This is a genomic window from Antarcticibacterium sp. 1MA-6-2 (assembly GCF_021535135.1).
Lineage (GTDB): Bacteria > Bacteroidota > Bacteroidia > Flavobacteriales > Flavobacteriaceae > Gillisia.
Window position 1 is genome coordinate 1,411,871 of the sequence record NZ_CP091036.1, and the last position, 21,100, is coordinate 1,432,970.

Consider the following 21,100-nt stretch of genomic DNA (forward strand, 5'->3'; position numbering starts at 1 on the left):
AAAGAATAACGATTGTGGAATCTAATTTTTAAAGATTACTTAAAAATTCAAATGGGGGAATTTATTTCTCAATTTTTCTATTGAAGCCTGTAACCCAACAAGAAATTTTTGATGAGCTTCAGATTCTGAATTGAAGGAACGATGATTTAATCCTCTTTGAATAGACCCTATTTCTTTTAAAACAGGAATTGACTCTTTAGACATCCAGGTCTCTGTAAACTTTTGCCAGATGTACTCTATTGCCGTAGAATTGGGATGTAACATATCTTCGGAATAAAAGCGGTAATCCCTTAATTCGTCCATCACAATTTCATATGCAGGAAAATAACTTACCTCAGCAAATTTCTCTACAATTTTAGAAACTGCCTCTATTAATCTTGATTTGCTTACCTGGTTTTGAACTACACCATCCTTTATGTGGCGCACGGGAGAAATTGTAAAAATTATTGCAATTCCCGGATTAATGCTCTGCAAAGCAGAAATGATATTTTGAAGACAAACAATAATGTCTGCAATTTCCATCATATTTTTATGAAATCTATGCTGAGGAAATTTGTGGCAATTTGCAACGTAATATCCCGTTTCCTGCAGAATATATCCTATAGAAGTTCCCAGGGTAAGGATTACATGACTGGCCTTTTCGAGATATTCCCTGGTAAAAGTTAAATTTATATTCAGGTTTTTCACCAGTTCTTCCCTGTCTATATTGCTCATTATAGAATGAGCTTCAAAACTATGCCAACGCTCATTGTGCTGTATAACATCTTCTGCACTGTACCCGAGATTCTTTACCGCTTTGTCAATAAAGTTCTCCAAAGCTGCCGGATGATAAAGAATTCCAAAAGGATTTCTAAGATTGGGCAGCTTATAATAATCCAGTTTTTCTCCAATATTTTCGACAAAACAGGAACCTAATAAGAAGACCTCAGAATAGTGATCTATTTTTGGCTCCTGTGGTGGTATTGAGAAAGTAGTCCTGAATTGCACGTTTTATGTATGTATTTAAGACCTCACAGGTTTTGGAAACCTGTGAGGTCTATATCTTACTTTTATTGAACAAACTTTTTAGCTTCCTGCAATGCCTGTTCTATTCCTTCAGGTTTTTTACCTCCGGCAGTTGCGAAGAAGGGTTGTCCACCACCACCACCGTTGATGTGTTTACCCAGTTCTTTTACTACCATTCCCGCATGTAAATTCCTGGAAGCTACCAGTTCTTTCGAAATATAACAGGACAGCAAAGCCTTATCATCCTGTTGAGAAGCCAGTAATAAGAAAAGATTATCATTCGTCTCCCCTAATTGAAATGCCAGATCCTTAATTCCGCTTAAGCATCAAGGTCTACTTTTTTGGCCAGGAAGTTGACACCGTTTATTTCGGTTATTTCAGCTTGGAGCTCCCCTTTTAAATTTTTAGCTTTATCTCTTAATAGACTGTCAATTTGTTTTTTAAGCTGGTTATTTTCCTCCTGAAGGCCCTGAATAGCTTTAAGTGGATCCCTGGAATTTTTTAATTCAGCTTTAATGGCAGATAATGTTTCACCTTCTTCAGAAAAATATTCCATTACTGCATCTCCCGTAATTGCTTCTATACGTCTTATTCCGGCTGCCACAGCTACTTCAGAAATAATTTTAAAATACCAGATGTCTCCGGTATTTTGCACGTGAGTTCCTCCACACAGTTCCATAGAGTCACCAAATTTTATGGCCCTCACAGAATCTCCATATTTCTCACCAAACAGCGCAATTGCCCCCTGCTCTATCGCTTCCAAATAAGGAATTTCCCGCTGCTCAAGAAGCTGGTGCTTCTCCCTTACTTTCTCATTCACAAAATCTTCAACCTTTTTTAATTCTTCGGAAGAGACTTTACTAAAATGGGAAAAATCGAATCTCAAATATTCATGGCTCACCATAGAACCTTTTTGCTCTACGTGGCCTCCAAGAACCTTCCGCAGACCCTGATGTAATAAGTGAGTTGCTGAATGATTTGCCTGAGTTCTCGCTCTTTTTCCTGAATCTACAACAGCGGTTATTTTTGCTGAAGGATCCTCAGGTAATTTCTTTATATAATGAATTATAAGATTGTTTTCCTTCTTTGTGTCCAAAACCGGAATTTCTTCCCCGGATGAAGTTCGTAGCAGTCCTTTGTCCCCTACCTGTCCCCCGCCTTCAGGATAGAAGGGAGTTTGGTTCAAAACAATTTGGTATAATGCACCTTCCTTCTTTCCTTCTACTTTTCGGTACCTGGTGATCTTTACATCTGCCTCCAGCTTATCATAACCTATAAAATTATGATCTTCCTCTTCACCTATAATGTTCCAGTCCCCTGCAGTAATAACCGATGCTGCCCGGGAACGGTCTTTTTGTTCCTGTAGTTCTGCTTTAAATTCCTTCTCATCAAGATCATAACCTCTTTCCCTCAATATTAAAGCAGTAAGGTCTATAGGAAAACCAAAAGTATCATAAAGTTCAAAAGCTTTTTTACCCGATACAGTTTTGCCATTAGTATTTTCAATAATATTCTCCAGCAATACCAATCCCTGGTCCAGGGTTCGTAGAAACGACTGTTCCTCCTCCTTAATCACATTTTGTATAAGATTTTTCTGGGCTTTAAGTTCAGGAAAAGAATCTCCCATTTGATCGCCCAGGGTATCTACCAGCTTATAAATAAAAGGCTCTTTCGTGTCCAGAAAGGTAAAGCCATATCTTATTGCCCTTCTAAGAATTCGTCGAATAACATAGCTTAGCACTTAGTATTGCCAGGCAACTGCCCGTCGGCAATAGAAAAAGCAACTGCTCTTATATGATCAGCTATAACCCGTATGGCAATATCTGTTTTTTCTGAATTTCCGTATTTGGAATTAGTTACTTTCTCTATTGAAGAAATTAGCGGAGTAAAAACATCTGTATCATAGTTAGATTTTGTACCCTGAAGCACCATGCACAGGCGTTCAAAACCCATTCCTGTATCCACATGTTTTGCAGGAAGCCTTTCCAGCGAACCATTTGCCTTGCGGTTAAACTCCATAAAAACGAGGTTCCAAATCTCCACAACCTGGGGATGATCTGCATTTACTAATTCTCTCCCCGGAATTTTTTGTTTCTCTTCCTCTGAACGAATGTCTACATGAATTTCAGAACATGGACCGCACGGGCCCTGGTCGCCCATTTCCCAGAAATTGTCCTTCTTGTTGCCCATAATGATCCGGTCCTCAGGTACGATTTCCTTCCAAAGCGCATAAGTCGTCCCTGTCCATCTCCAGCTTATCATCTTCACTTCCTTCAAAAACTGATACATATAGCTTATCCTTATCTATCCTGAAAACTTCTGTCAACAATTCCCATGCCCACTGGATAGCTTCTTTTTTAAAATAGTCTCCAAAGCTCCAGTTCCCAAGCATTTCAAACATGGTATGGTGGTACGTATCCATTCCCACTTCCTCCAGGTCATTATGCTTCCCGCTTACTCTCAGGCATTTTTGAGTATCGGTCACCCGCTTATGTTTTGGCACGGTATTTCCTAAGAAAAACTCTTTAAATTGATTCATACCCGCATTGGTGAACATAAGGCTTGGATCATCCTTAATTACCATAGGTGCAGAAGGAACAATGGTATGAGATTTTGAATTAAAAAAATTGAGGTATGCAGCACGTATCTCTTTAGATTTCATAAGTCTAACTTGTGGGCCGAAAAGGTCTTATTAGTTTTAAATTATGCAGGTGAGAAAACAATTTTTATATTTGTTCGTTTCTCATAAGCTGTTGCAAGGTTTTTGCAGCGCTTATACTGGCAAAAATAGCATATTTTAGTTTATGGCGAAGGTTAAATATTATTACGACAGCGAGACACTCTCCTATAGGAAGATCGAGCGCAAAAAGGGGGCGCCGCCTTGGAATTGCCTTGCTGAGTACTCTTGGTGTATTTCTTGCCGCCTTTGTTTTGGTTGTTATTTATTTAAACCTTCCTCAAGTTGAAACTCCCAAAGAAAAAGCCTTAAAAAGGGAACTTGAAAATATGCAGCTTCAATACGGTATCTTAAACAGAAAGATGAACCAGATCCAGGACGTGCTGGCAAATGTTGAAGACCGTGATAATAATATATACCGATTATATTTTGAAACAAATCCTATTCCTGAGGAACAACGCAGGGCTGGTTTTGGAGGGATAAACAGGTATAAAAACCTGGAAGGATTTGATAACTCCCGCATTATTATAGAAACCAGCAAAAGGATGGATATCCTCACAAAGCAGGTAGTGGTTCAATCAAAATCCCTGGATGAGATTGCCGAACTTGCAAAAGAAAAAGAAAAACTATTAGCATCTGTACTTAGCTATACAACCTGTAAAAAATGAAAATTTAAAAAGGATTGCTTCAGGATATGGTTGGAGAAACGATCCTTTTACAAAGGTGAAGAAGTTCCATTATGGAATGGATTTTACTGCTCCCCGTGGTACTCCCGTTTATGCTACGGGAGACGGGCGTGTTGAGAGAGCAGATAATCGCTCTACAGGCTATGGAAATCATATAAGAATAGATCACGGGTATGGTTATGTAAGTCTTTACGCTCACCTCTATAAATACAATGTACGTGCTTAGTCAAAAGGTTCAAAGAGGGGATCTAATAGGATTTGTGGGAAGTACAGGCAGATCTGAAGCACCTCACCTGCATTATGAGATTTTTAAAGATGAAGAGCGAATCAATCCCATTAATTTTTACTACGGTAACCTTTCTCCTGAAGAATTTGACCAGGTTTTAGCCAAAGCTCAGCAAGAAAATCAATCTCTGGATTAATGCAACAAAACCTTCCTGAAAAGAGATATTACGCAATAGGCGAAGTAGCCGATGCCTTTGGTGTCAACACCTCTCTCATCAGGTTTTGGGAAAAAGAGTTTGACGTCCTGAAACCAAAAAAAAATGCAAAAGGCAATCGCCTTTTCACTCCACAGGATATCAAGAATTTAGAGCTTATTTTTCACCTCGTAAAAGAGCGTGGTTTTACCCTGGAAGGTGCAAAAACCCATTTAAAAGAGGAAAAGAAGAAAACTCTTAGTAACTTTGAAATCATTAGAAAACTGCAAAACGTCAAGGCAGAATTAATAAATATTAAAAATAATCTGTAATATGAAAAAGTGGCTCATTCCTGTTATAATTATTGTGGTAATCGCAATTATAGCTTATTCACTGTTTGCAGGAGTATATAATTCTGCTGTCCAGAAAGAAGAGAATGCCAAAACAGCCTGGTCACAGGTTGAAAACGCTTACCAACGCAGGAATGATCTTATTCCAAACCTGGTTAACACAGTTAAAGGTGCTGCCGATTTTGAAAGAGAAACTTTAACTGAAGTAATAGAAGCCCGATCTAAAGCGACATCTATCAATGTTGATGCAGATAATCTTAATGAACAGCAACTGGAACAGTTTCAGCAGGCTCAGCAAGGTGTTTCATCTGCTCTTTCCAGGTTATTGGTAACTGTAGAGCGATATCCTGAACTTAGGGCTACACAAAATTTCCAACAACTGCAGTCACAACTTGAAGGCACTGAGAATAGGATAAATGTGGAAAGGAACCGCTACAATGAAAGTGTAAATGACTATAATATTTACATCAGGCAGTTTCCTAATAATATTGTAACTAGTATTTACGGTTTTGATCAAATGCCAAGATATACTGCAGATCCCGGGGCTGAAGATGCTCCAGAAGTAGAATTTAGTTTCTAAAAATATTTTTTCATGAGTAAAGTAGAGAAATTTTTATCGGCCAATGAAGAGGAGCAAATTATTGAAGCGATAAGAACAGCTGAGAAATCTACTTCAGGTGAAATTAGAGTTCATATTGAACGAACTCATGGGAAACAGGACATCTTTGAAAGATCTATGGAGGTTTTTCATATCCTTAAAATGGATAATACCAAACACGAGAACGGAGTTTTAATTTATGTAGCTGTTGAAGACAGGGATTTTGTTATCTACGGCGACAGGGGAATTAATAAGGTTGTTCCCAATGACTTCTGGGAGAGCACTAAAGATGCTATTGTTGCTCAATTTAAATTGGGGAATTATAAGCAAGGTCTTATCGATGGAATTTTAAAAGCGGGAGAACAGTTAAAAACCCATTTCCCCTGGAGTGAAGAAACTGTAAATGAGCTTCCCAACAACATATCAAGAGGAGATGCTAAAAACCAATAAATCCTGTTTTTTTTTATTACTATTCCTAATTGCATTCTCTTTTGCAGGTTTCGCTCAAAAGGAAATACCCCCCAGGCCCTCCATGCAAACCAGTGTTTACGATGCTGCAGATGTTCTTACTCCCGATGAAGAACAACGCCTGGAGAGAAAGCTGATAAATTTTGCTGACACTACATCGACACAAATTGTTGTAGCTACCATTGAGTCCCTGGACGGAGAATATATAGGATTATATGCCCCAAAATGGGCTCACGAATGGGGAATAGGACAAGCCGAGGAAGATAATGGGTTATTAGTACTGTTATCTGAAAGTGACCGGGAGATCTGGATTACCACTGGCTACGGGCTGGAAGAATACCTAACGGATGCCCGAACTAAAGACATTATAGATAATTACATTTTACCTGAATTCAGGAATGGAAATTATTTCCAGGGGCTGGACAATGGTACTACAGCTATTTTCGATGTGCTAAGCGGAACTTTTGAGGCTACCCCACAGAGAAAGCAAAGCTCAGGAGGAATTCCTATACAATTTCTTATTCTGGGTATTGTATTTCTCGTATTTCTGGTTTCTTTAAGCAACAAGAACCTGCGTGGTGGAGGCCGCGGTGGTCGTGGCGGCAGAGGCCCTTCCCTACTTGATGTTGTTATTCTTAGCAGCCTTGGCCGTGGTGGCCTGGGAGGCGGTAGCGGCTTTGGTGGAGGTGGTGGATTCGGCGGTGGCGGCGGATTTGGAGGTGGCTTCGGCGGAGGTGGCTTCGGTGGAGGTGGTGCTAGCGGAAGCTGGTAATCTCTAATGCCCTTTTCTTACAAACTTAAGTTGCGAAAAACCTTTCTAATTACCTCTTCCTGATAGAGAAATTTAGAAAAGATAAGCGGGGTTAATAAGGATGATTTTCATCCGCACTAAATACTAGACCACGGAAACTCATCTGCAACAACTTTATTATTCACACTGCACATCTTCAGGTTCATATTAATCAGAGACTTTCAGTTAATAAAAAACTCCTCTTCACCAAAAGTGAAGAAGAGCTTTTTTCAGAAACAGGTGTGATTTTTATTAACTGGGCTTTACTTCCCCTTATTACATTATTTACATTCTAATAATTCTGGTACCGCTACCTTTATCATTAGGATCTTTTCCTCCAAATTTGCTTAATTTATAAGTAAAACTCAGCATTGCATATCTTCTAAGAATAAGATTCTGAGTGTCCTGAATAAAATCATCTCCTACCATTCTTTGGGTTGAAACGTTTTGATTCAGCATATCGTAAACCTTAATTTTTAATGTTGCATCATCATTCAGGAATTTATATCCCAAACTTATATTCCATAGAAGGGAAGTATTATCAAATCCCGGGGAAACATTTCCGAAGTAATTAAAAGAGATATCATTACCCAGGATAAAATTCTTAGGCCAAAAGGTGGTTGCTTCCAGAGTAAGATAGTGATTGGTGAAACTTTCATTCCTGCTGGCGTTTATATCGTATTGACTTTCGGTATAGGATAGCCTGTAACCGGGGTTAAGAGAAAAATAATCCTCTATAGCATAAGTAAGATTAAGTGAGGGTCCCAGGGTGTACCTTTTAGCATTAAATAAAAATTCGTTTGTATAACCCACTCTTTTATCATAGTTAGCATTCATTCCCAAACGATAGCTAAATTCCCTCTTCTCTTTCTTAAACTGCTTGGAATAAGAAGCTCCAATATTGGAATTTATAGCACCATCTACGTTTGCATAAGTTGTTGTTCGCACAAGATCCTCCTCTGTAGTAGTGACAGAAACAATACTGTTATCAATAAAAGTAACCGAACCGTAGCTAAAAAAACCGCTTCGTTTTGAAAAGTCATAATTCCTGTAACCTCCACGAAGCGTTTGAGTATAAGAAGGACGAAGATCGGGGTTCCCTATGAAAACATTTAGCGGGTTGGTAAGGTTTACAACAGGTTGTAATTGATTTATGGAGGGTATCCCGGCATCACTGTTATAATTCAAATAGACACTTTTAGATCTCGAAATCTCATACCGCACATTTGCCTCTAAAAAAAGGTTATTATAGGAATTGGAAAATGAATCCTCCTCCAGAAAGTTGGAAGTTTCCAATGTGGTATTAAGAAGGCCAATCTCTGTACCTAATCTCCACTTCTCACCTTCATAATTAACTCCTACATTGGGAATATTTTTATAGCTCCGGGAATTGAAATCACTGCTTAAAAAATTATTTAAAATTGAATAATCTCCGGTTTCCGGTTCCAGGTCGAAAACATATCTCTTATTACTGCTGTTGGTGCTGGAGAAGTTATAGGATGCATCAAGGAAAAACTTATCAGCCATTACAAATCGTTGTGTCGCTCCCAGGTTGTACTGATTCTCATTTTGGTCCTCATCAATAAACTGGTCCTGAACCTCAACCACATCATCTTCAAAAAACTCACTCTCTGAAAAGAAATAATTTTCATTTTCCTGAAGTTGATGGCTGTTTTCAAAAAATAACTGGGAATAAGCTCCACGACGGCCGTACCTCCTAATCATATCCAGTCTGTTACTAAAGCTCTGGCTGTTTAGATATTCATTATCCCGGGTTTCAGTTGAATTCACCAACTCGCGGTCTTCATCAAGTGAGGTTGCACTGCTGCTTCTATTAGAATAACTAGTATTGGAATTAAATCGTGGCGCTATAGAGATACGTGTAAGCGTATCGGGTTCCCATTCAAACCTGGCATTTGCCCTGTGACTATCATTTACAAGATTACTGGCACTGGTAGAATTGTAAAAGAATCGGGAATCGGGCAATATATTTTCACGTTCAATAACTGTTCTGGTTTCAGTATCGTTTCTTCCGAAGAAATAATCGGCGCTGAGTTCATATTCTTTACCCCACTCATTTACAAAGTTAACTCCTGCAGTTTCGGCTTTGGTTATTCCAGCTCCACTACCAAAATTAATTCCGTTAATACCAAAAGAACCTCCACTGCTGTTAAATGACAAACTTCGGGCATTTCTTCCCATCATATCAAATACTTCATCAAAGCTAAAACCTGAGCTATTGATATTATTTGAACTGGCCAGCACACTAACTCTCAATTTATCCTTGAAATAATTTCCAATTCCACTTAGCTCATAACGATCATCTGTACCGCCACCTACTGTCGCCCGTGCAAAGTAGCCTTTGTTTTTATCTTCCTGGATCGTAATATTTATAGTTTTATCATCAGGATTACCTGCTTTTCCCGTGAACTCCTCACTCCTGGTCTTCGTATCGGTAACCTGGATCTTATCGATTATTTCCTTCGGAAGGTTTTTGGTAGCTATTTTTGGATCATTCCCAAAGAACTCTTTGCCGTTCACAAGGATGCGGGATACTTACTTACCGTTAACGGTGATATTTCCCTGAGAGTCTACTTCTACCCCGGGGAGTTTTTTCATTAGCTCCTCAAGATTAGCATCCGGCCTTGTAGCAAAAGAGGAAGCATTGAACTCGAGAGTATCTTTTTTAATAACGATAGGTGCTCTTGCCCCTACCAGCTGTACCTCATCCAAAGCATTATCTGCAATTTTCATTTCTATAGTTCCAACTGTTTTTACAAGACCATCTGCCAGTGAAATATTTTGTTTATGTACCTGATAACCTGTAAAAGAAACAAGAAGGTTAAGTTTTTGAGCTGAAGAATTTCCCGTCAACAAGAAATTTCCATCTTTTTCTGAAATCGTGTAGCTAACAACAGTACTATCTGCAGGATCTTCTATGTAGACGGTTGCGGCTTCCAGAGGTTGCTTTGTTTCAGAATCTGTAATTTTTCCGGAAAATTCAAAGGTTTGGGCGCTTAACTGAAAACCAGTTAAGCAAAGGAGAGCAAAAAATAAATTTTTCATTAAGGGAGAGCGATTGTACGGATTAAAAAAAAAGTGGTCTCAAACATTAGTTGTTAAGACCACTTTTTTGTTACAAAGTTTAATGAGTATTTATTTTTTTCTAAAATAAACTGAGATTGGCACTCCTGTAAAGTTAAATTCCTCTCTTAATTTGTTTTCCAAAAAGCGTTTGTAAGGATCTTTTACATATTGAGGCAGGTTGCAGAAAAAAGCAAATTGCGGTTGCGGAGTAGGCAACTGCATACAATATTTGATCTTTACATATTTTCCTTTTAAGGCAGGCGGTGGATAGTGTTCAATAATGGGAAGCATTTTATCATTTAATTCGCTCGTTTTGACTTTTTTGCTTCGGTTATGATATACCTCTACTGCAGTCTCAATTGCTTTATATATCCTTTGCTTTTCCAGTACCGAAATGAACACAATAGGTACATCGGTAAAAGGTTCGATCTCTTTCCTTATGTTTTGTTCGTACTCCTTTAAGGTATTGGTTTCTTTTTCTAAAAGATCCCACTTATTAACAAGAATGACTATTCCTTTGCGATTGCGCTGCGCCAGCCAGAAAATATTCTGGACCTGGCCATCGAATCCCCGGGTGGCATCCAGTACTATTAAACACACATCACAGTTCTCAATAGCTCTTACAGATCGCATAACCGAGTAAAATTCAAGATCTTCCTTAACCTTGGATTTTCTCCTGATCCCGGCAGTATCTACAAGATTAAATTCAAACCCAAACCTGTTGTACCTGGTATCAATTGAGTCACGGGTGGTGCCTGCAATATCAGTCACAATATATCGGTCTTCTCCAATAAGTGAATTTATAAAAGAGGATTTTCCTGCATTAGGCCTTCCCACAACAGCAAATCGCGGCAGCTCAGTCTCATCATCATCCTCCTGTTCGGGCAGGGCTTCAACAAGGGCATCCAGTAATTCTCCTGTTCCACTACCATTAGTGCTCGCAATTGGAAAATAATCCCCCAGCCCTAAGTTGTAAAATTCGACTGCATTCTCCAGCCTTTTGGAATTATCCACCTTATTTACGGCGAGGAATACAGGTTTTTCAACCTTCCTCAAAAGTTTAGCAACATCCTCATCCATTCCAGTTATGCCACTTTCAACGTCCACCATAAAAATGATCGCATCAGCTTCGTCAATAGCCAGTTCTACCTGTTTGTCTATTTCAGTTTCAAAGACATCATCACTGCCTTTAACGTAACCTCCTGTGTCAATAATAGAAAAAGTCTTTCCATTCCAGTCAGACTTTCCGTAATGCCTGTCTCTTGTTACACCACTCACGGCATCAACAATGGCCTCCCGGCGCTGGATAAGTCGGTTAAAAAAGGTAGATTTTCCAACGTTTGGTCTTCCTACAATGGCTACTATATTGCCCATATTGACATACTTTAATTAATTTGCGAAATTAGTTCTTTTAAACTGAATATAAACCTCTCCAACAAATTTTCAAAATTCAGGAAGCAGTAGAAATTTCAACAACAAGATTTTATTAGGGGAAGGCTTTTCCAAATTCTGTTCCCAGGCTACTCTACTTAATAATAGTTAGGTGGTTTAGCAACTAAAACTTTATAATAAAATTAAAAGAATTTGCAGGTTTAAATTTTATCTTGATAAAGACTTAAAATTCAGAATCATAAAAAAAGAGAGAACCATGAAAGACGTAAAACTTGCAATAATTTATTACAGTGCTACAGGAACAAATTATCAACTGGCGAGGTGGGCAGAAAAAGCTGCCAAAGATGCTGGTGCGGCTGAAGTAAAATTTTTAAAAATTGAAGAGACCGCCCCGAAAGAAGCTATAGCCCAAAATAAAGACTGGCAGGCGCATGTAGAAGCAACTAAAGATGTTCAAAAGGTAAGTCTTAATGATCTGGAATGGGCAGATGCAATAATTTTTAGTGCTCCCACTCGTTACGGAAATCTCCCGTCACAGGTGAGTTCTTTTTTCGATACCACAGGGGGACTATGGTTCCAGGGAAAATTGGCAAATAAGGTAGTAAGTGCTATGACAAGTGCACAAAATCCTCATGGAGGACAGGAAACGACTATCCTGTCTCTGTACAAAACCATGCACCACTGGGGAGCAATAGTTGCTGCTCCATCTTATACCGATCCTGTTCTCTTTGAAGCCGGAGGAAACCCTTATGGAGTGAGTGTAACGGCAAATGGAGAAGGCCTTAAGGATAATACACGAAAAGCAGTAAATCACCAGGTAAAACGAACCTTAACCATAGCCGGATGGGTCAAAAAAGGAATGTCCCAGGGATAAGTTTCCCGCGTCCGGACAAGGAAGTTAGAAAGAGAAAATTTTAGTTTTAGATTATTGAAGATCTTTTCTATGTTAGATTCTGAAGAAATTCAGTATAACCCAGGTACGGGTGTTAGTAATTAAAAACCTTCTGTAGATAACTGAAGGAGTTAAACCAATTTAAATTACTTTTAAAACATAACTAATAACTTATAACCAATAACTTAGAACTAAATCTCCCATGAATAACAGAAGAATCTTTATAAAAAGAAGCGGACTTTTTTTAGCGGCCACTGCCCTCCCCTCCTGGAATTTCCTGGCGGGAAAACAACAGAAGAAACTTGGAGTGGCTCTTGTTGGCCTTGGGTACTACAGTACCAATCTTCTCGCTCCTGCTTTGCAAAAAACTGAACATTGTGAGTTAAGAGGAATTGTAACCGGAAGCCCTGAAAAAATTCCTCTTTGGCAGAAAAATTATGGTATTAAAGACAAGAATGTGTACAACTATGAAAATATGCACACTATTGCCGATAATGACGATATTGACGTAATATATATCGTCCTTCCCAACAGCTTACACGCCGAATACGCCATTAAGGCTGCTAACGCCGGGAAACATGTTTGGTGCGAAAAACCTATGGCAAAAACTGCTGAAGAATGCGGAGATATAATTGACGCCTGTAATAAGAACAAAGTAAAATTGTCCATTGGGTACCGTATGCAACATGAACCCAATACACAAACAATAATGAAATGGGCAGAAACAAAACCCTTTGGACAGATTACAGAAGTTGATGCGGATGCTGGTTTTTATGGAACTTCCATAACTCCCTGGAGGCTGGAAAAAGAAATGGGTGGAGGAGCAATGTATGATATGGGCGTTTATTCCCTAAATGGCGCAAGATATTCCACAGGCCTGGAACCTCTGGCTGTTACTGCAACTCACACTACAAAACGTCCACAGATGTTTAATGAAGTAGATGAGACTACTATTTTTCAACTGGAATTTCCAAATGACATTATTGCGAACTGCCGTACCAGTTTTGGAGAAAATCTTAATAACCTGGAAGTGACATGCAAGAATGGCGGTTATTATCTCCGTCCGTTCCAATCTTATTCCGGAGTAAAAGGAAAGGCCAGTGATGGAACGATCTTAGAGCCTTTTGGCAAAAATCAACAGGCAGTTCAAATGGATGATGACGCTCTGGCAATTAAATTGAATAAGCCTGTAATGGTTCCGGGGGAAGAGGGATTAAAAGATGTAATCATTGTAGAAAAGATTTACGAGTCCGCAGCAAAAGGTGGTAAAAGAATACTACTGTAATCAGGAAATTTGTAAATTCATAAAAATTTATAAAAATGAAAACCTATTTCTATATTATAGCTATACTAATTGGTTTCTCTTCCTGCTCCTCCGGGAAAGAAGAAAAACTTGAACCAGTAGATTTTTCTATAGATCAATATCCTATGGAATTTGTATTAACCGAGTTCAGCACAATGATGGTGGATTCCCAGGTTACCGGAGAGGATCTGCCTTATCGGGAAAAATATATATTTAGGGAAGATCTCACTTTTACCAAAAGCAGAACCGAAAATGGAGAAACTTTGCAACTTGAAGGAGAGTACTCCAGAGTGAGTATGAGCGACGAAAATTATTTTAAGTTGAATTACGATTTAACTAACGATCTAATAGAAAGTTGTTCTTCAGATGATACTGAACATCTTATCATAGATTCTCCTATGAAAATTAGAGGAACGGCAAATGCCTGTGATTATCCCACAAAAACTTACGAACGGGTAAAATAGATTTTTGTTTTAAATTCTTCAGAAGAAATAGAACCTATATTTCTTTCTCTTTTTTGAAAATGCCAGGGTATTCAATCCTGCAACTATTAATTGTTTAAATTTGTGCTCATTCAGAAAATATTGATGAGCCAGTTAGAAGTTCGCACAGTTACAGTTACCCGCTATATTACTCCGCTCCGGGAAGGAGGCTCTTTACCTGCACTTGCCGAAGCTGATGACGACTTTAAATACGTTTTAAAATTCAGAGGAGCTACCATGGGGTAAAGGCTTTAATTTCTGAATTTCTGGGAGGTGAAATAGCAAGAGCTTTGGGCTTAAAAGTTCCGGAGCTGGTCTTTGCCAATCTTGATGAAGCTTTCGGCCGTACCGAAGGGGATGAAGAAATCCAGGACCTGCTGCAGGGAAGCCAGGGTCTCAACCTCGCGCTTCATTTCCTCTCTGGCGCTATCAATTTTGATCCTGTTGTGACCCTCGTAGATCCCGTACTGGCAACAAAGATCGTATGGCTGGATGCTTTGATTACCAATGTTGACAGAACCTTCAGAAATACAAATATGCTCATTTGGAATAAGGAGCTTTGGTTAATAGACCATGGAGCTGCATTTTATTTCCATTACTCCTGGACAAATATGGAAAAACATGCCAAAAGCCCTTTTGCGCTTATAAAAGACCACGTGCTGTTACCACAAGCCAGCCTTCTTCAGGAAAAAGATGCGGAATTTAAAAAACTACTTCCTCCAGAAAAAGTGAGGGAAATAGTCAACCTTATTCCCGATAACTGGTTAGAATGGGAAGGAAGTGACGAAAGTCCTGAAGAAATTAAAGAAGTTTACATCCGGTTTTTATCCAGCAGGCTGGAACATTCAGAAATATTTATAAAAGAAGCAGAGAATGCAAGGAAAGCACTTATATGAATATGCAGTAATTCGGGTTTTACCAAGGGTAGAACGGGAAGAATTTCTGAATGTGGGAATTATTATCTTTTGCAAAAGAGAAAATATCTGCAAGTGCTCTATAAACTGGATGAAGCCAGATTAAGATGCCTTGCTGAAGATTTTGACCTTAACCAGATGGAGAAAAACCTGGAATCTTTTAAGAAAATATGCCTTGGCACTAATGATGGTGGTCCAATTGCACAGCTGGATGTTCCTTCCCGGTTTCGATGGCTTACAGCCGTACGCAGTTCAGTTATTCAAACTTCCAGGCCACACCCGGGTTTTTGTGAAGAACTTGATCATACGCTCAACCGTCTTTTTAGTGAATTGGTACTTTAATTATTTTTATTGTGAATTACATTGAGAACCAGGAGTACAAGAATGAAAACTTCTCCCAAAGCTTTCCCACTGCCGAATACGACTCCTGTACATTTATAAACTGCGGTTTTTCCACTGGAAATTTGCGAGGAATAACTTTTAGTGATTGTGAGTTTATTAACTGCGATCTAAGCAATGCCTCAATGGCAGGTACAACTTTTCGGGATGTGAATTTTAAGAATTGTAAACTGTTGGGGCTGCGATTTGATGAATGTAATCCTTTCCTGCTCTCTTTCAGCTTTACCGATTGCATTCTGAATTTTTCTTCATTTTACAAGCTTAAGATCAAAACTACGCGCTTCTATGGCTGCAAAATTGAACAGGTAGATTTTTCGGCAGCAGATCTTAGTTTTTCAGCATTTAAAGACTGTAATATGGCAGGTTCTACCTTTCAGGATACAAATCTGGAAAAATGTGATTTTCGTTCAGCCTCATATTTCTCTATCGATCCTACGAAAAACAGAATTTCGGGAGCTAAATTTTCCTCAAGAAATATTGCTTACTTACTGGAATCCTGGAATATTATAATTACTGACTAAGATCCTTAATTGAATTAAGAATTAAAGCTGTCACTGTTCGCGCTGTTAGTCTGGTACACATCTTTCCACCTCCAGCCATTCCTGTATAACAGGGTAAAAAATACTTTCCTATCACTCTTAAATTTATCTTTTAAGTTTGAAACTTCGGTTTCCGGTGAAACAAAGCCTTTTTCTATTAACCTGTCCAATTCTATTCCGGGTTCTACGTCATCAATAATATCAGTTTTGGTAATGGTCCTAATCACCTTTAAATAATTATCAAATGCTACCGAGAGGGTAGAAACTTCAAAATCTGAAGGTTTCATATCTTTCTTCAGGAAGTTTTTCATAATATAAATAGCTTCATACAATCTCGTCATTTGGAGAATAATTGTATTTGACATATCGGGGTTATGAAAATATTGAATAACAGGATACGCCCTATGGTGCTGGCTGTGCATAATAAGAGTGTCAGACATTGTGGGGGCCTGAGCAAAGAGCTTACCAAAGTTCTTTCCGTTCCAGCTATTAATTATGATGTCCTGTGGATTACTTCCATAACTACTGATATTCACTCCCAGTTTACGCTGATCCAATGCAGCAGAGACAGCTAGCAGAAGATAAGTTACAGACATAGTTAAAAGTATCAAACCTGAAAATGAAAAAAGGATTGTAAAAAACCTCCAAAGATCAGAAGTGGCTGTAAAATCACCTACTCCCAGGGTGGAGATCGTAAATCCTGAATAGTATATTTTTTCATACAAATCTGCTGGTAATTTGGTACTGCTATTCACAATTGAATCGGGTGTTGAAGAAAGGATAAGTACGAAACTTCCCCAAAGCATTATAACCCATATTAGAGCCGTGGATATAAGAAGTAGGTAACTAGTTTTAGAAAGTAAGGGAGATTTACCATCCCTACCAGATAATTTTAAAAGAACCGTCCAGAGTGCGTAATAATACCGGGTGGTAAACCACCCTCCCCCGCAGGGAGAGTGTAGTTTGAACAATATCAAGAGCAACACCCAGGAATAATATTATTCCCAGGGAAAAAGTAAGATTTGCATTAAGAAAAGCTTTTAATTTCCACTGAAGAAATCCAAATTTATATTTTTTCGAAAATGGTATAAGCCTAATTTAATTAAATGAAAAAGTTTAGCAGGAGCTGCTAACGAAATCTTAACTTTATTCTTATTTTCCTTTCAGAAATAAGTAACCTTATAAAACCCATTGCCTGAAGGGGTTAAATTTGCAAACAGCTTTTCAAAATTAAAATTTTAAAAAAAGCCTGAAAAATCCTGTTTGAAAGAAAAAAGCTTTTTATATTTGCACCCGCAATCAGGGAAACCTGATGATACGCTCGGGAGAAATGGCAGAGTGGTCGATTGCGGCAGTCTTGAAAACTGTTGAGGGTAACACCTCCGGGGGTTCGAATCCCTCTTTCTCCGCTGGTTCCATACCATTTTAACACAAAAAGCCCGAAACTACTGATGTTTCGGGCTTTTTCATTTTCCTTGATATCAAATAATATCAATTAATATCATTCTATTCTGTGTACAATTCGGTGTCCACGAAGATTTGAAATTCAGTGGACACCGTTTAAATGGAAATTCCTTCAAAAACTTTTTCAAACATGAATTCAAGCTTATGAAAAATTAACCTGGGCTCTTATTTGTCCGGGGCGGTTTTTATTTTTTGGCAATTCCACCCCGAAGGTGGTACCGTTCTCCCTGTTGCTGTCCAAACTTAATTTTCCATCGTGAGCTTCAATCACCGCCTTAACCAATGCCAGCCCTATTCCCCAGCTTTTAAGTCTTTTACCGCCATCTCTATTACCGCTGGTTTTTAAATACTGAAAAATTTCTTCCTTCTTCTCTTCCGGAATGGGATCTCCTAAATTGTGAACTTTAATGGTAACTATTTCATCTGAATCCTCTACTATTATTTTTACGGGAGTGTCATTATCTCCATATTTAACAGCATTAGAGATAAAATTTTCCAGCACACGCCTTATCATAGCCCCGTCAAAAATTCCCTTTATTGATTCCACTCCTTTTGTCTCCAGTTGAATTTCATTAGTGTAAATTTCTGAAGCTTCAAAATGCACGGAGTGTAAGTAATCCATTAAATCCAGTTCAGAAAAATTTACCGTCATCCCCTCACCTGCTTCAATAGACATTGATTCCAGTAGATCTTCCAGTAGGTCCAGTGCTCTTTTAAGACTGTTTGATGCGAGTCCTTTTATCTTCTCAAAACGTTCTGTTTCCCCTCCGCTTTCCATCAATTCAATTCCCAACATGGCAGAGGAAACAGGATTTCGAAGATCATGAGCCAAAATGCGTATCAACTTCTGCCGCATCTCATTTATAGATTTATTAAATGCTGCAGCTGAATACATCATCGAGGTCTCTATACCATATTTAATAACCTGATTCACTTCCTGGGTGAAGGCCTCTTCTGAAATTAATACATCTGTAATAACTCTTTGAAAAATAATAAACTCATGAATTACCTGGTCAATGGTATACCCATAAGAGGCCGATCTATGCCTGCCGTGTTCCATACTTAACCTGAAGAGTTCACTATTATCGTTCGCCAGCATCTGTGGGGAAGTTTTAGGCAGGTTGAGAGCTTTAATAAAGCTGTTCAAAAGATCGGGCAGGTGATCCAGTAGAACCATATCATTGGAAAATTCGGCTCCTTTTACATTTCCTTTGACGTCATTTTTCCAACGCCTCATGATCTCTCCTTTTTGGTGCTCAATAACTTCCGCAGCTCTTTTCATATTAATTCCGGTTCAGAATTCAAATATATTAAAAAGGAAATTTTTGTTTACCACATCCTCTTTTAGCAGCTGTAGTAACTGGCTTTAATGATTTTGGCAGGATATTCTGCTTTATATTAAATTTTTTATCGTGGATAAAATTTCACCGGAAGCTGAGGCAATACCAGAGTGGGATTGGCCTGCAGCACGATATTCCGTGGAAGGAAAGTTTTTTTTGCCGCGGCTAAAGACGCAGCAGAAAAAAATTATTTAAATCCAGCGTCTAACTGATTTAAGGTTGATCGCATTCTTTAAGGAGTTTGAGATAATGCAGATACAGGATCCCTGAATTAAAATAAGATCCGTTATTTTCTAAATCTTTCATGACCTCTTTCTCATTTTTTCCGGTAAGAGCATTTACAATTTTATGGGCATCCTCTACATTGTCCAGCTTAACCGAAAAATTGGAAGAATGATTTTTTTGATCATTCACGATAAAGCAATGATGGAACTGGTCCTTCCCCTGCACCTCCGAATGAAATCCTGCATAATCTGAAAAGTGAGAATCAGAAATCTCCTTTACTTTTTTTACGATCTTCTTTAATTCTTCTTCTTCCATCCCAGGAAGGTAAGGAATCAATTCAGATAATTACTCACAACCAGGTTGAGACTATTACGGCAGCGATCGACTCCCTCCCCAGGAGAGGAGGTAATAGGATCTTCTGCAAAATGCAATCTCACACTTTAATATAGATAGAACGCCTGTCCATCCACAAGGCAATTAACCAAAGTACTAAAGTATAACAAATCGCAAAAAGAAGAGAAGCGTTTAATGCCGATAACCAGCTAAGAAAAAGATTCTCGTAAATGATACTTTTTAGACTTTCCCCGCCTATTTGGATAAGTCCTATGATTTCAATAATGATTCCAGATAAAATATAGATAAAGAGAGGGTTTCTGCCAAAAACCTCAAAGAAATAAGCTCCCTTTTTAAAATTAATTATTTCGGTAATAAAGATTAAGGCTCCCAAACCTATGATGTCCCACCCAATTGTGTAAAGAACATAGGAACTGGTCCAAATGGGTTTATTTATAGGAAAAACAAAATCCCACATAAGAGCTACACCCAGTAAAAGGATTCCCGCCAGCGCCAGCTTCCACACTGTCTTAAAGTTATTTCCCGACTTCTGAATAAATATTCCCGCCACGTATCCTCCTATAACATTTACTATTGCAGGAAGAGTGCTTAAGAATCCTTCAGGATCAAAAGGGATCCCATAACCCTGATAAAGATTTTTAGGATCGAGCAACAACAAATCAAACTTTAATGCAGCATTACCTTCTAAACTATAAGGATCACCCGTATCACCAAAATAATACATCAGCCCCCAATAGGCGCCTAAAAGCAGTGCTCCCACTAATACTAATGGTTTAACAGCTAAATATCTTATTAAAAGGCCTGCTATTAAGTAACAAAGGGCAATACGTTGCAGTACCCCCATAATTCTAATATCTGCAAAATTAATAAGCTGCCAGCCTTCCTGAGCCTCGTGATAAATAAACGGAAAGCCGTTTAGAAATAAGCCTATAAGAAAAATTATTAAGGCCCGGGTAAAGAGTTTTCTTAAAAAAGAAGCTTCTCCTTTAGCTTCATACTTCCTAAGGCTAAAACTCATGGCATTACCAATTACAAATAGAAAACTTGGAAAAACGAGATCGGTTATAGTAAAACCATGCCAGGCAGCATGTCTAAATGGTGCGTAAATGCTTCCCCAGCTTCCCGGGGTATTCACAATTATCATTAAAGCTATTGTTAAACCTCTTAAAATGTCAAGAGATAAATACCTTTCTTTAATACGAGCCATAAATAGGTTTTAACAGATTTTAACAAAAGAACAAAATAAAAAGCAAATGTTCCAAGACTTTTTATTTTCGTTTTTCCCAAATATTAAAGATGATCAATAAGCTGAAAATATAATTGGTAAACTACATATACCTTCTCATGAAAAAGCAAAAGTTAGGTGAGGTTTAGATATCAAAGGAAGGAAGAATCTGTTAAATTCATAAGGGCTACACAAAACTTAGGCGGATACAGGTATTCTCACACCTATAGTTTCAGATAAGGAGCAGAAATTGGTACCTTTTCAGAATTTATTTCAGAAGAAATCTCTGAAATTCAGGGTTAAGGGGATAAATAATTAAATAGATGTGTTTGGATGATCAGGAAGTAATTTTTCCTGATAATGAACTAGCAGATCAGGATGGGTATTTGCAAATCCTGAGCAGAGAAGAGTCTGGATCATGCCATCTGGTCTAAAAAAATTTAGCTTTCCCAATTAAGAACAACTATAAGTAGCCATAATTTTTTGAGCCA

16 protein-coding genes, 1 tRNA gene and 4 pseudogenes are annotated in these 21,100 nt (G+C 38.3%); 12 read left to right on the top strand and 9 right to left on the bottom strand.

Annotated elements, in window-relative coordinates:
• Positions 1-39 precede the first annotated feature (39 nt).
• Positions 40-987: a GSCFA domain-containing protein gene (locus LZ575_RS07110; protein WP_235330055.1), complete on the bottom strand. Its 948-nt coding sequence runs from the start codon at positions 985-987 to the stop codon at positions 40-42.
• A 62-nt stretch (positions 988-1,049) separates the two neighbouring features.
• Positions 1,050-3,667: pseudogene (alaS, locus tag LZ575_RS07115) on the bottom strand (alanine--tRNA ligase).
• Positions 3,668-3,809: 142 nt separating this feature from the next.
• Here alaS and LZ575_RS07120 point away from each other — a divergent pair.
• The 5 genes and pseudogenes from LZ575_RS07120 to LZ575_RS07140 all read left to right on the top strand — a co-directional run bounded on the left by LZ575_RS07120 (position 3,810) and on the right by LZ575_RS07140 (position 6,975).
• A pseudogene (locus LZ575_RS07120) lies at positions 3,810-4,790 on the top strand (M23 family metallopeptidase).
• Complete coding sequence (locus LZ575_RS07125; protein ID WP_235330056.1) at positions 4,790-5,119, top strand: MerR family transcriptional regulator; 330 nt, start codon at positions 4,790-4,792, stop codon at positions 5,117-5,119. Before LZ575_RS07120 ends, LZ575_RS07125 begins: the two are co-directional and overlap by 1 nt.
• Before the next feature lies 1 nt (position 5,120).
• Complete coding sequence (locus LZ575_RS07130; RefSeq protein ID WP_235330057.1) at positions 5,121-5,717, top strand: LemA family protein; 597 nt, start codon at positions 5,121-5,123, stop codon at positions 5,715-5,717.
• A gap of 12 nt (positions 5,718-5,729) precedes the next feature.
• Positions 5,730-6,185, top strand: a complete 456-nt coding sequence (locus LZ575_RS07135) for a TPM domain-containing protein (RefSeq protein WP_235330058.1) — start codon at positions 5,730-5,732, stop codon at positions 6,183-6,185.
• On the top strand, positions 6,169-6,975 hold the full coding sequence (locus tag LZ575_RS07140) for a YgcG family protein (RefSeq protein WP_235330059.1): 807 nt from the start codon (positions 6,169-6,171) through the stop codon (positions 6,973-6,975). Before LZ575_RS07135 ends, LZ575_RS07140 begins: the two co-directional genes overlap by 17 nt.
• A gap of 303 nt (positions 6,976-7,278) precedes the next feature.
• Here the strand turns inward: LZ575_RS07140 and LZ575_RS07145 are convergent, their stop codons facing one another.
• The 3 genes from LZ575_RS07145 to der all read right to left on the bottom strand — a co-directional run bounded on the left by LZ575_RS07145 (position 7,279) and on the right by der (position 11,454).
• Complete coding sequence (locus tag LZ575_RS07145) at positions 7,279-9,534, bottom strand: outer membrane beta-barrel protein (protein ID WP_235330060.1); 2,256 nt, start codon at positions 9,532-9,534, stop codon at positions 7,279-7,281.
• A 15-nt stretch (positions 9,535-9,549) separates the two neighbouring features.
• The gene (locus tag LZ575_RS07150; RefSeq protein WP_235330061.1) at positions 9,550-10,059 is read right to left on the bottom strand and encodes a carboxypeptidase-like regulatory domain-containing protein; all 510 of its coding nucleotides are present in this window, start codon (positions 10,057-10,059) and stop codon (positions 9,550-9,552) included.
• 90 nt (positions 10,060-10,149) lie between these two features.
• The gene (gene der / locus LZ575_RS07155) at positions 10,150-11,454 is read right to left on the bottom strand and encodes a ribosome biogenesis GTPase Der (protein WP_235330062.1); all 1,305 of its coding nucleotides are present in this window, start codon (positions 11,452-11,454) and stop codon (positions 10,150-10,152) included.
• Positions 11,455-11,728: 274 nt separating this feature from the next.
• Here der and wrbA point away from each other — a divergent pair, with 274 nt between their 5' ends.
• The 6 genes and pseudogenes from wrbA to LZ575_RS07185 all read left to right on the top strand — a co-directional run bounded on the left by wrbA (position 11,729) and on the right by LZ575_RS07185 (position 15,983).
• On the top strand, positions 11,729-12,346 hold the full coding sequence (wrbA, locus tag LZ575_RS07160) for an NAD(P)H:quinone oxidoreductase (protein ID WP_235330063.1): 618 nt from the start codon (positions 11,729-11,731) through the stop codon (positions 12,344-12,346).
• A 220-nt stretch (positions 12,347-12,566) separates the two neighbouring features.
• Positions 12,567-13,649 (top strand): Gfo/Idh/MocA family protein, encoded by a 1,083-nt coding sequence (locus LZ575_RS07165; RefSeq protein WP_235330064.1) that lies wholly within the window; start codon positions 12,567-12,569, stop codon positions 13,647-13,649.
• 35 nt (positions 13,650-13,684) lie between these two features.
• Positions 13,685-14,131 (top strand): hypothetical protein, encoded by a 447-nt coding sequence (locus LZ575_RS07170; RefSeq protein ID WP_235330065.1) that lies wholly within the window; start codon positions 13,685-13,687, stop codon positions 14,129-14,131.
• 123 nt (positions 14,132-14,254) lie between these two features.
• A pseudogene (locus tag LZ575_RS07175) lies at positions 14,255-15,045 on the top strand (HipA family kinase).
• Positions 15,023-15,405: pseudogene (locus tag LZ575_RS07180) on the top strand (DUF3037 domain-containing protein). The pseudogenes LZ575_RS07175 and LZ575_RS07180 overlap by 23 nt, the downstream one beginning before the upstream one ends.
• A gap of 11 nt (positions 15,406-15,416) precedes the next feature.
• Positions 15,417-15,983, top strand: coding sequence for a pentapeptide repeat-containing protein (locus tag LZ575_RS07185; protein ID WP_235330066.1), 567 nt, complete (start codon positions 15,417-15,419; stop codon positions 15,981-15,983).
• 14 nt (positions 15,984-15,997) lie between these two features.
• Here LZ575_RS07185 and LZ575_RS07190 read toward each other — a convergent pair whose 3' ends face one another.
• The gene (locus LZ575_RS07190; RefSeq protein ID WP_235330067.1) at positions 15,998-16,972 is read right to left on the bottom strand and encodes a potassium channel family protein; all 975 of its coding nucleotides are present in this window, start codon (positions 16,970-16,972) and stop codon (positions 15,998-16,000) included.
• 353 nt (positions 16,973-17,325) lie between these two features.
• Between LZ575_RS07190 and LZ575_RS07195 the strand changes: the two genes are divergently transcribed.
• Positions 17,326-17,410, top strand: a tRNA-Ser gene (locus LZ575_RS07195).
• Between the two features lie 197 nt (positions 17,411-17,607).
• Here the strand turns inward: LZ575_RS07195 and LZ575_RS07200 are convergent.
• The 3 genes from LZ575_RS07200 to LZ575_RS07210 form a co-directional block, all read right to left on the bottom strand.
• Positions 17,608-18,747: a sensor histidine kinase KdpD gene (locus LZ575_RS07200; protein ID WP_235330068.1), complete on the bottom strand. Its 1,140-nt coding sequence runs from the start codon at positions 18,745-18,747 to the stop codon at positions 17,608-17,610.
• Positions 18,748-19,018: 271 nt separating this feature from the next.
• Positions 19,019-19,345, bottom strand: a complete 327-nt coding sequence (locus LZ575_RS07205) for a hypothetical protein (protein ID WP_235330069.1) — start codon at positions 19,343-19,345, stop codon at positions 19,019-19,021.
• A gap of 118 nt (positions 19,346-19,463) precedes the next feature.
• On the bottom strand, positions 19,464-20,591 hold the full coding sequence (locus LZ575_RS07210) for an acyltransferase family protein (RefSeq protein WP_235330070.1): 1,128 nt from the start codon (positions 20,589-20,591) through the stop codon (positions 19,464-19,466).
• Between the last annotated feature and the right edge of the window lie 509 nt (positions 20,592-21,100).

Bases quoted from the DNA above. Each gene is read 5' to 3' on its own strand.
- LZ575_RS07205 (WP_235330069.1), bottom strand. From the start codon at position 19,345: ATGGAAGAAGAAGAATTAAAGAAGATCGTAAAAAAAGTAAAGGAGATT.
- LZ575_RS07125 (WP_235330056.1), top strand. From the start codon at position 4,790: ATGCAACAAAACCTTCCTGAAAAGAGATATTACGCAATAGGCGAAGTA.
- wrbA (WP_235330063.1), top strand. From the start codon at position 11,729: ATGAAAGACGTAAAACTTGCAATAATTTATTACAGTGCTACAGGAACA.
- LZ575_RS07165 (WP_235330064.1), top strand. From the start codon at position 12,567: ATGAATAACAGAAGAATCTTTATAAAAAGAAGCGGACTTTTTTTAGCG.
- LZ575_RS07150 (WP_235330061.1), bottom strand. From the start codon at position 10,059: ATGAAAAATTTATTTTTTGCTCTCCTTTGCTTAACTGGTTTTCAGTTA.
- LZ575_RS07130 (WP_235330057.1), top strand. From the start codon at position 5,121: ATGAAAAAGTGGCTCATTCCTGTTATAATTATTGTGGTAATCGCAATT.
- LZ575_RS07140 (WP_235330059.1), top strand. From the start codon at position 6,169: ATGCTAAAAACCAATAAATCCTGTTTTTTTTTATTACTATTCCTAATT.
- LZ575_RS07210 (WP_235330070.1), bottom strand. From the start codon at position 20,591: ATGGCTCGTATTAAAGAAAGGTATTTATCTCTTGACATTTTAAGAGGT.
- LZ575_RS07170 (WP_235330065.1), top strand. From the start codon at position 13,685: ATGAAAACCTATTTCTATATTATAGCTATACTAATTGGTTTCTCTTCC.
- der (WP_235330062.1), bottom strand. From the start codon at position 11,454: ATGGGCAATATAGTAGCCATTGTAGGAAGACCAAACGTTGGAAAATCT.
- LZ575_RS07135 (WP_235330058.1), top strand. From the start codon at position 5,730: ATGAGTAAAGTAGAGAAATTTTTATCGGCCAATGAAGAGGAGCAAATT.
- LZ575_RS07200 (WP_235330068.1), bottom strand. From the start codon at position 18,747: ATGAAAAGAGCTGCGGAAGTTATTGAGCACCAAAAAGGAGAGATCATG.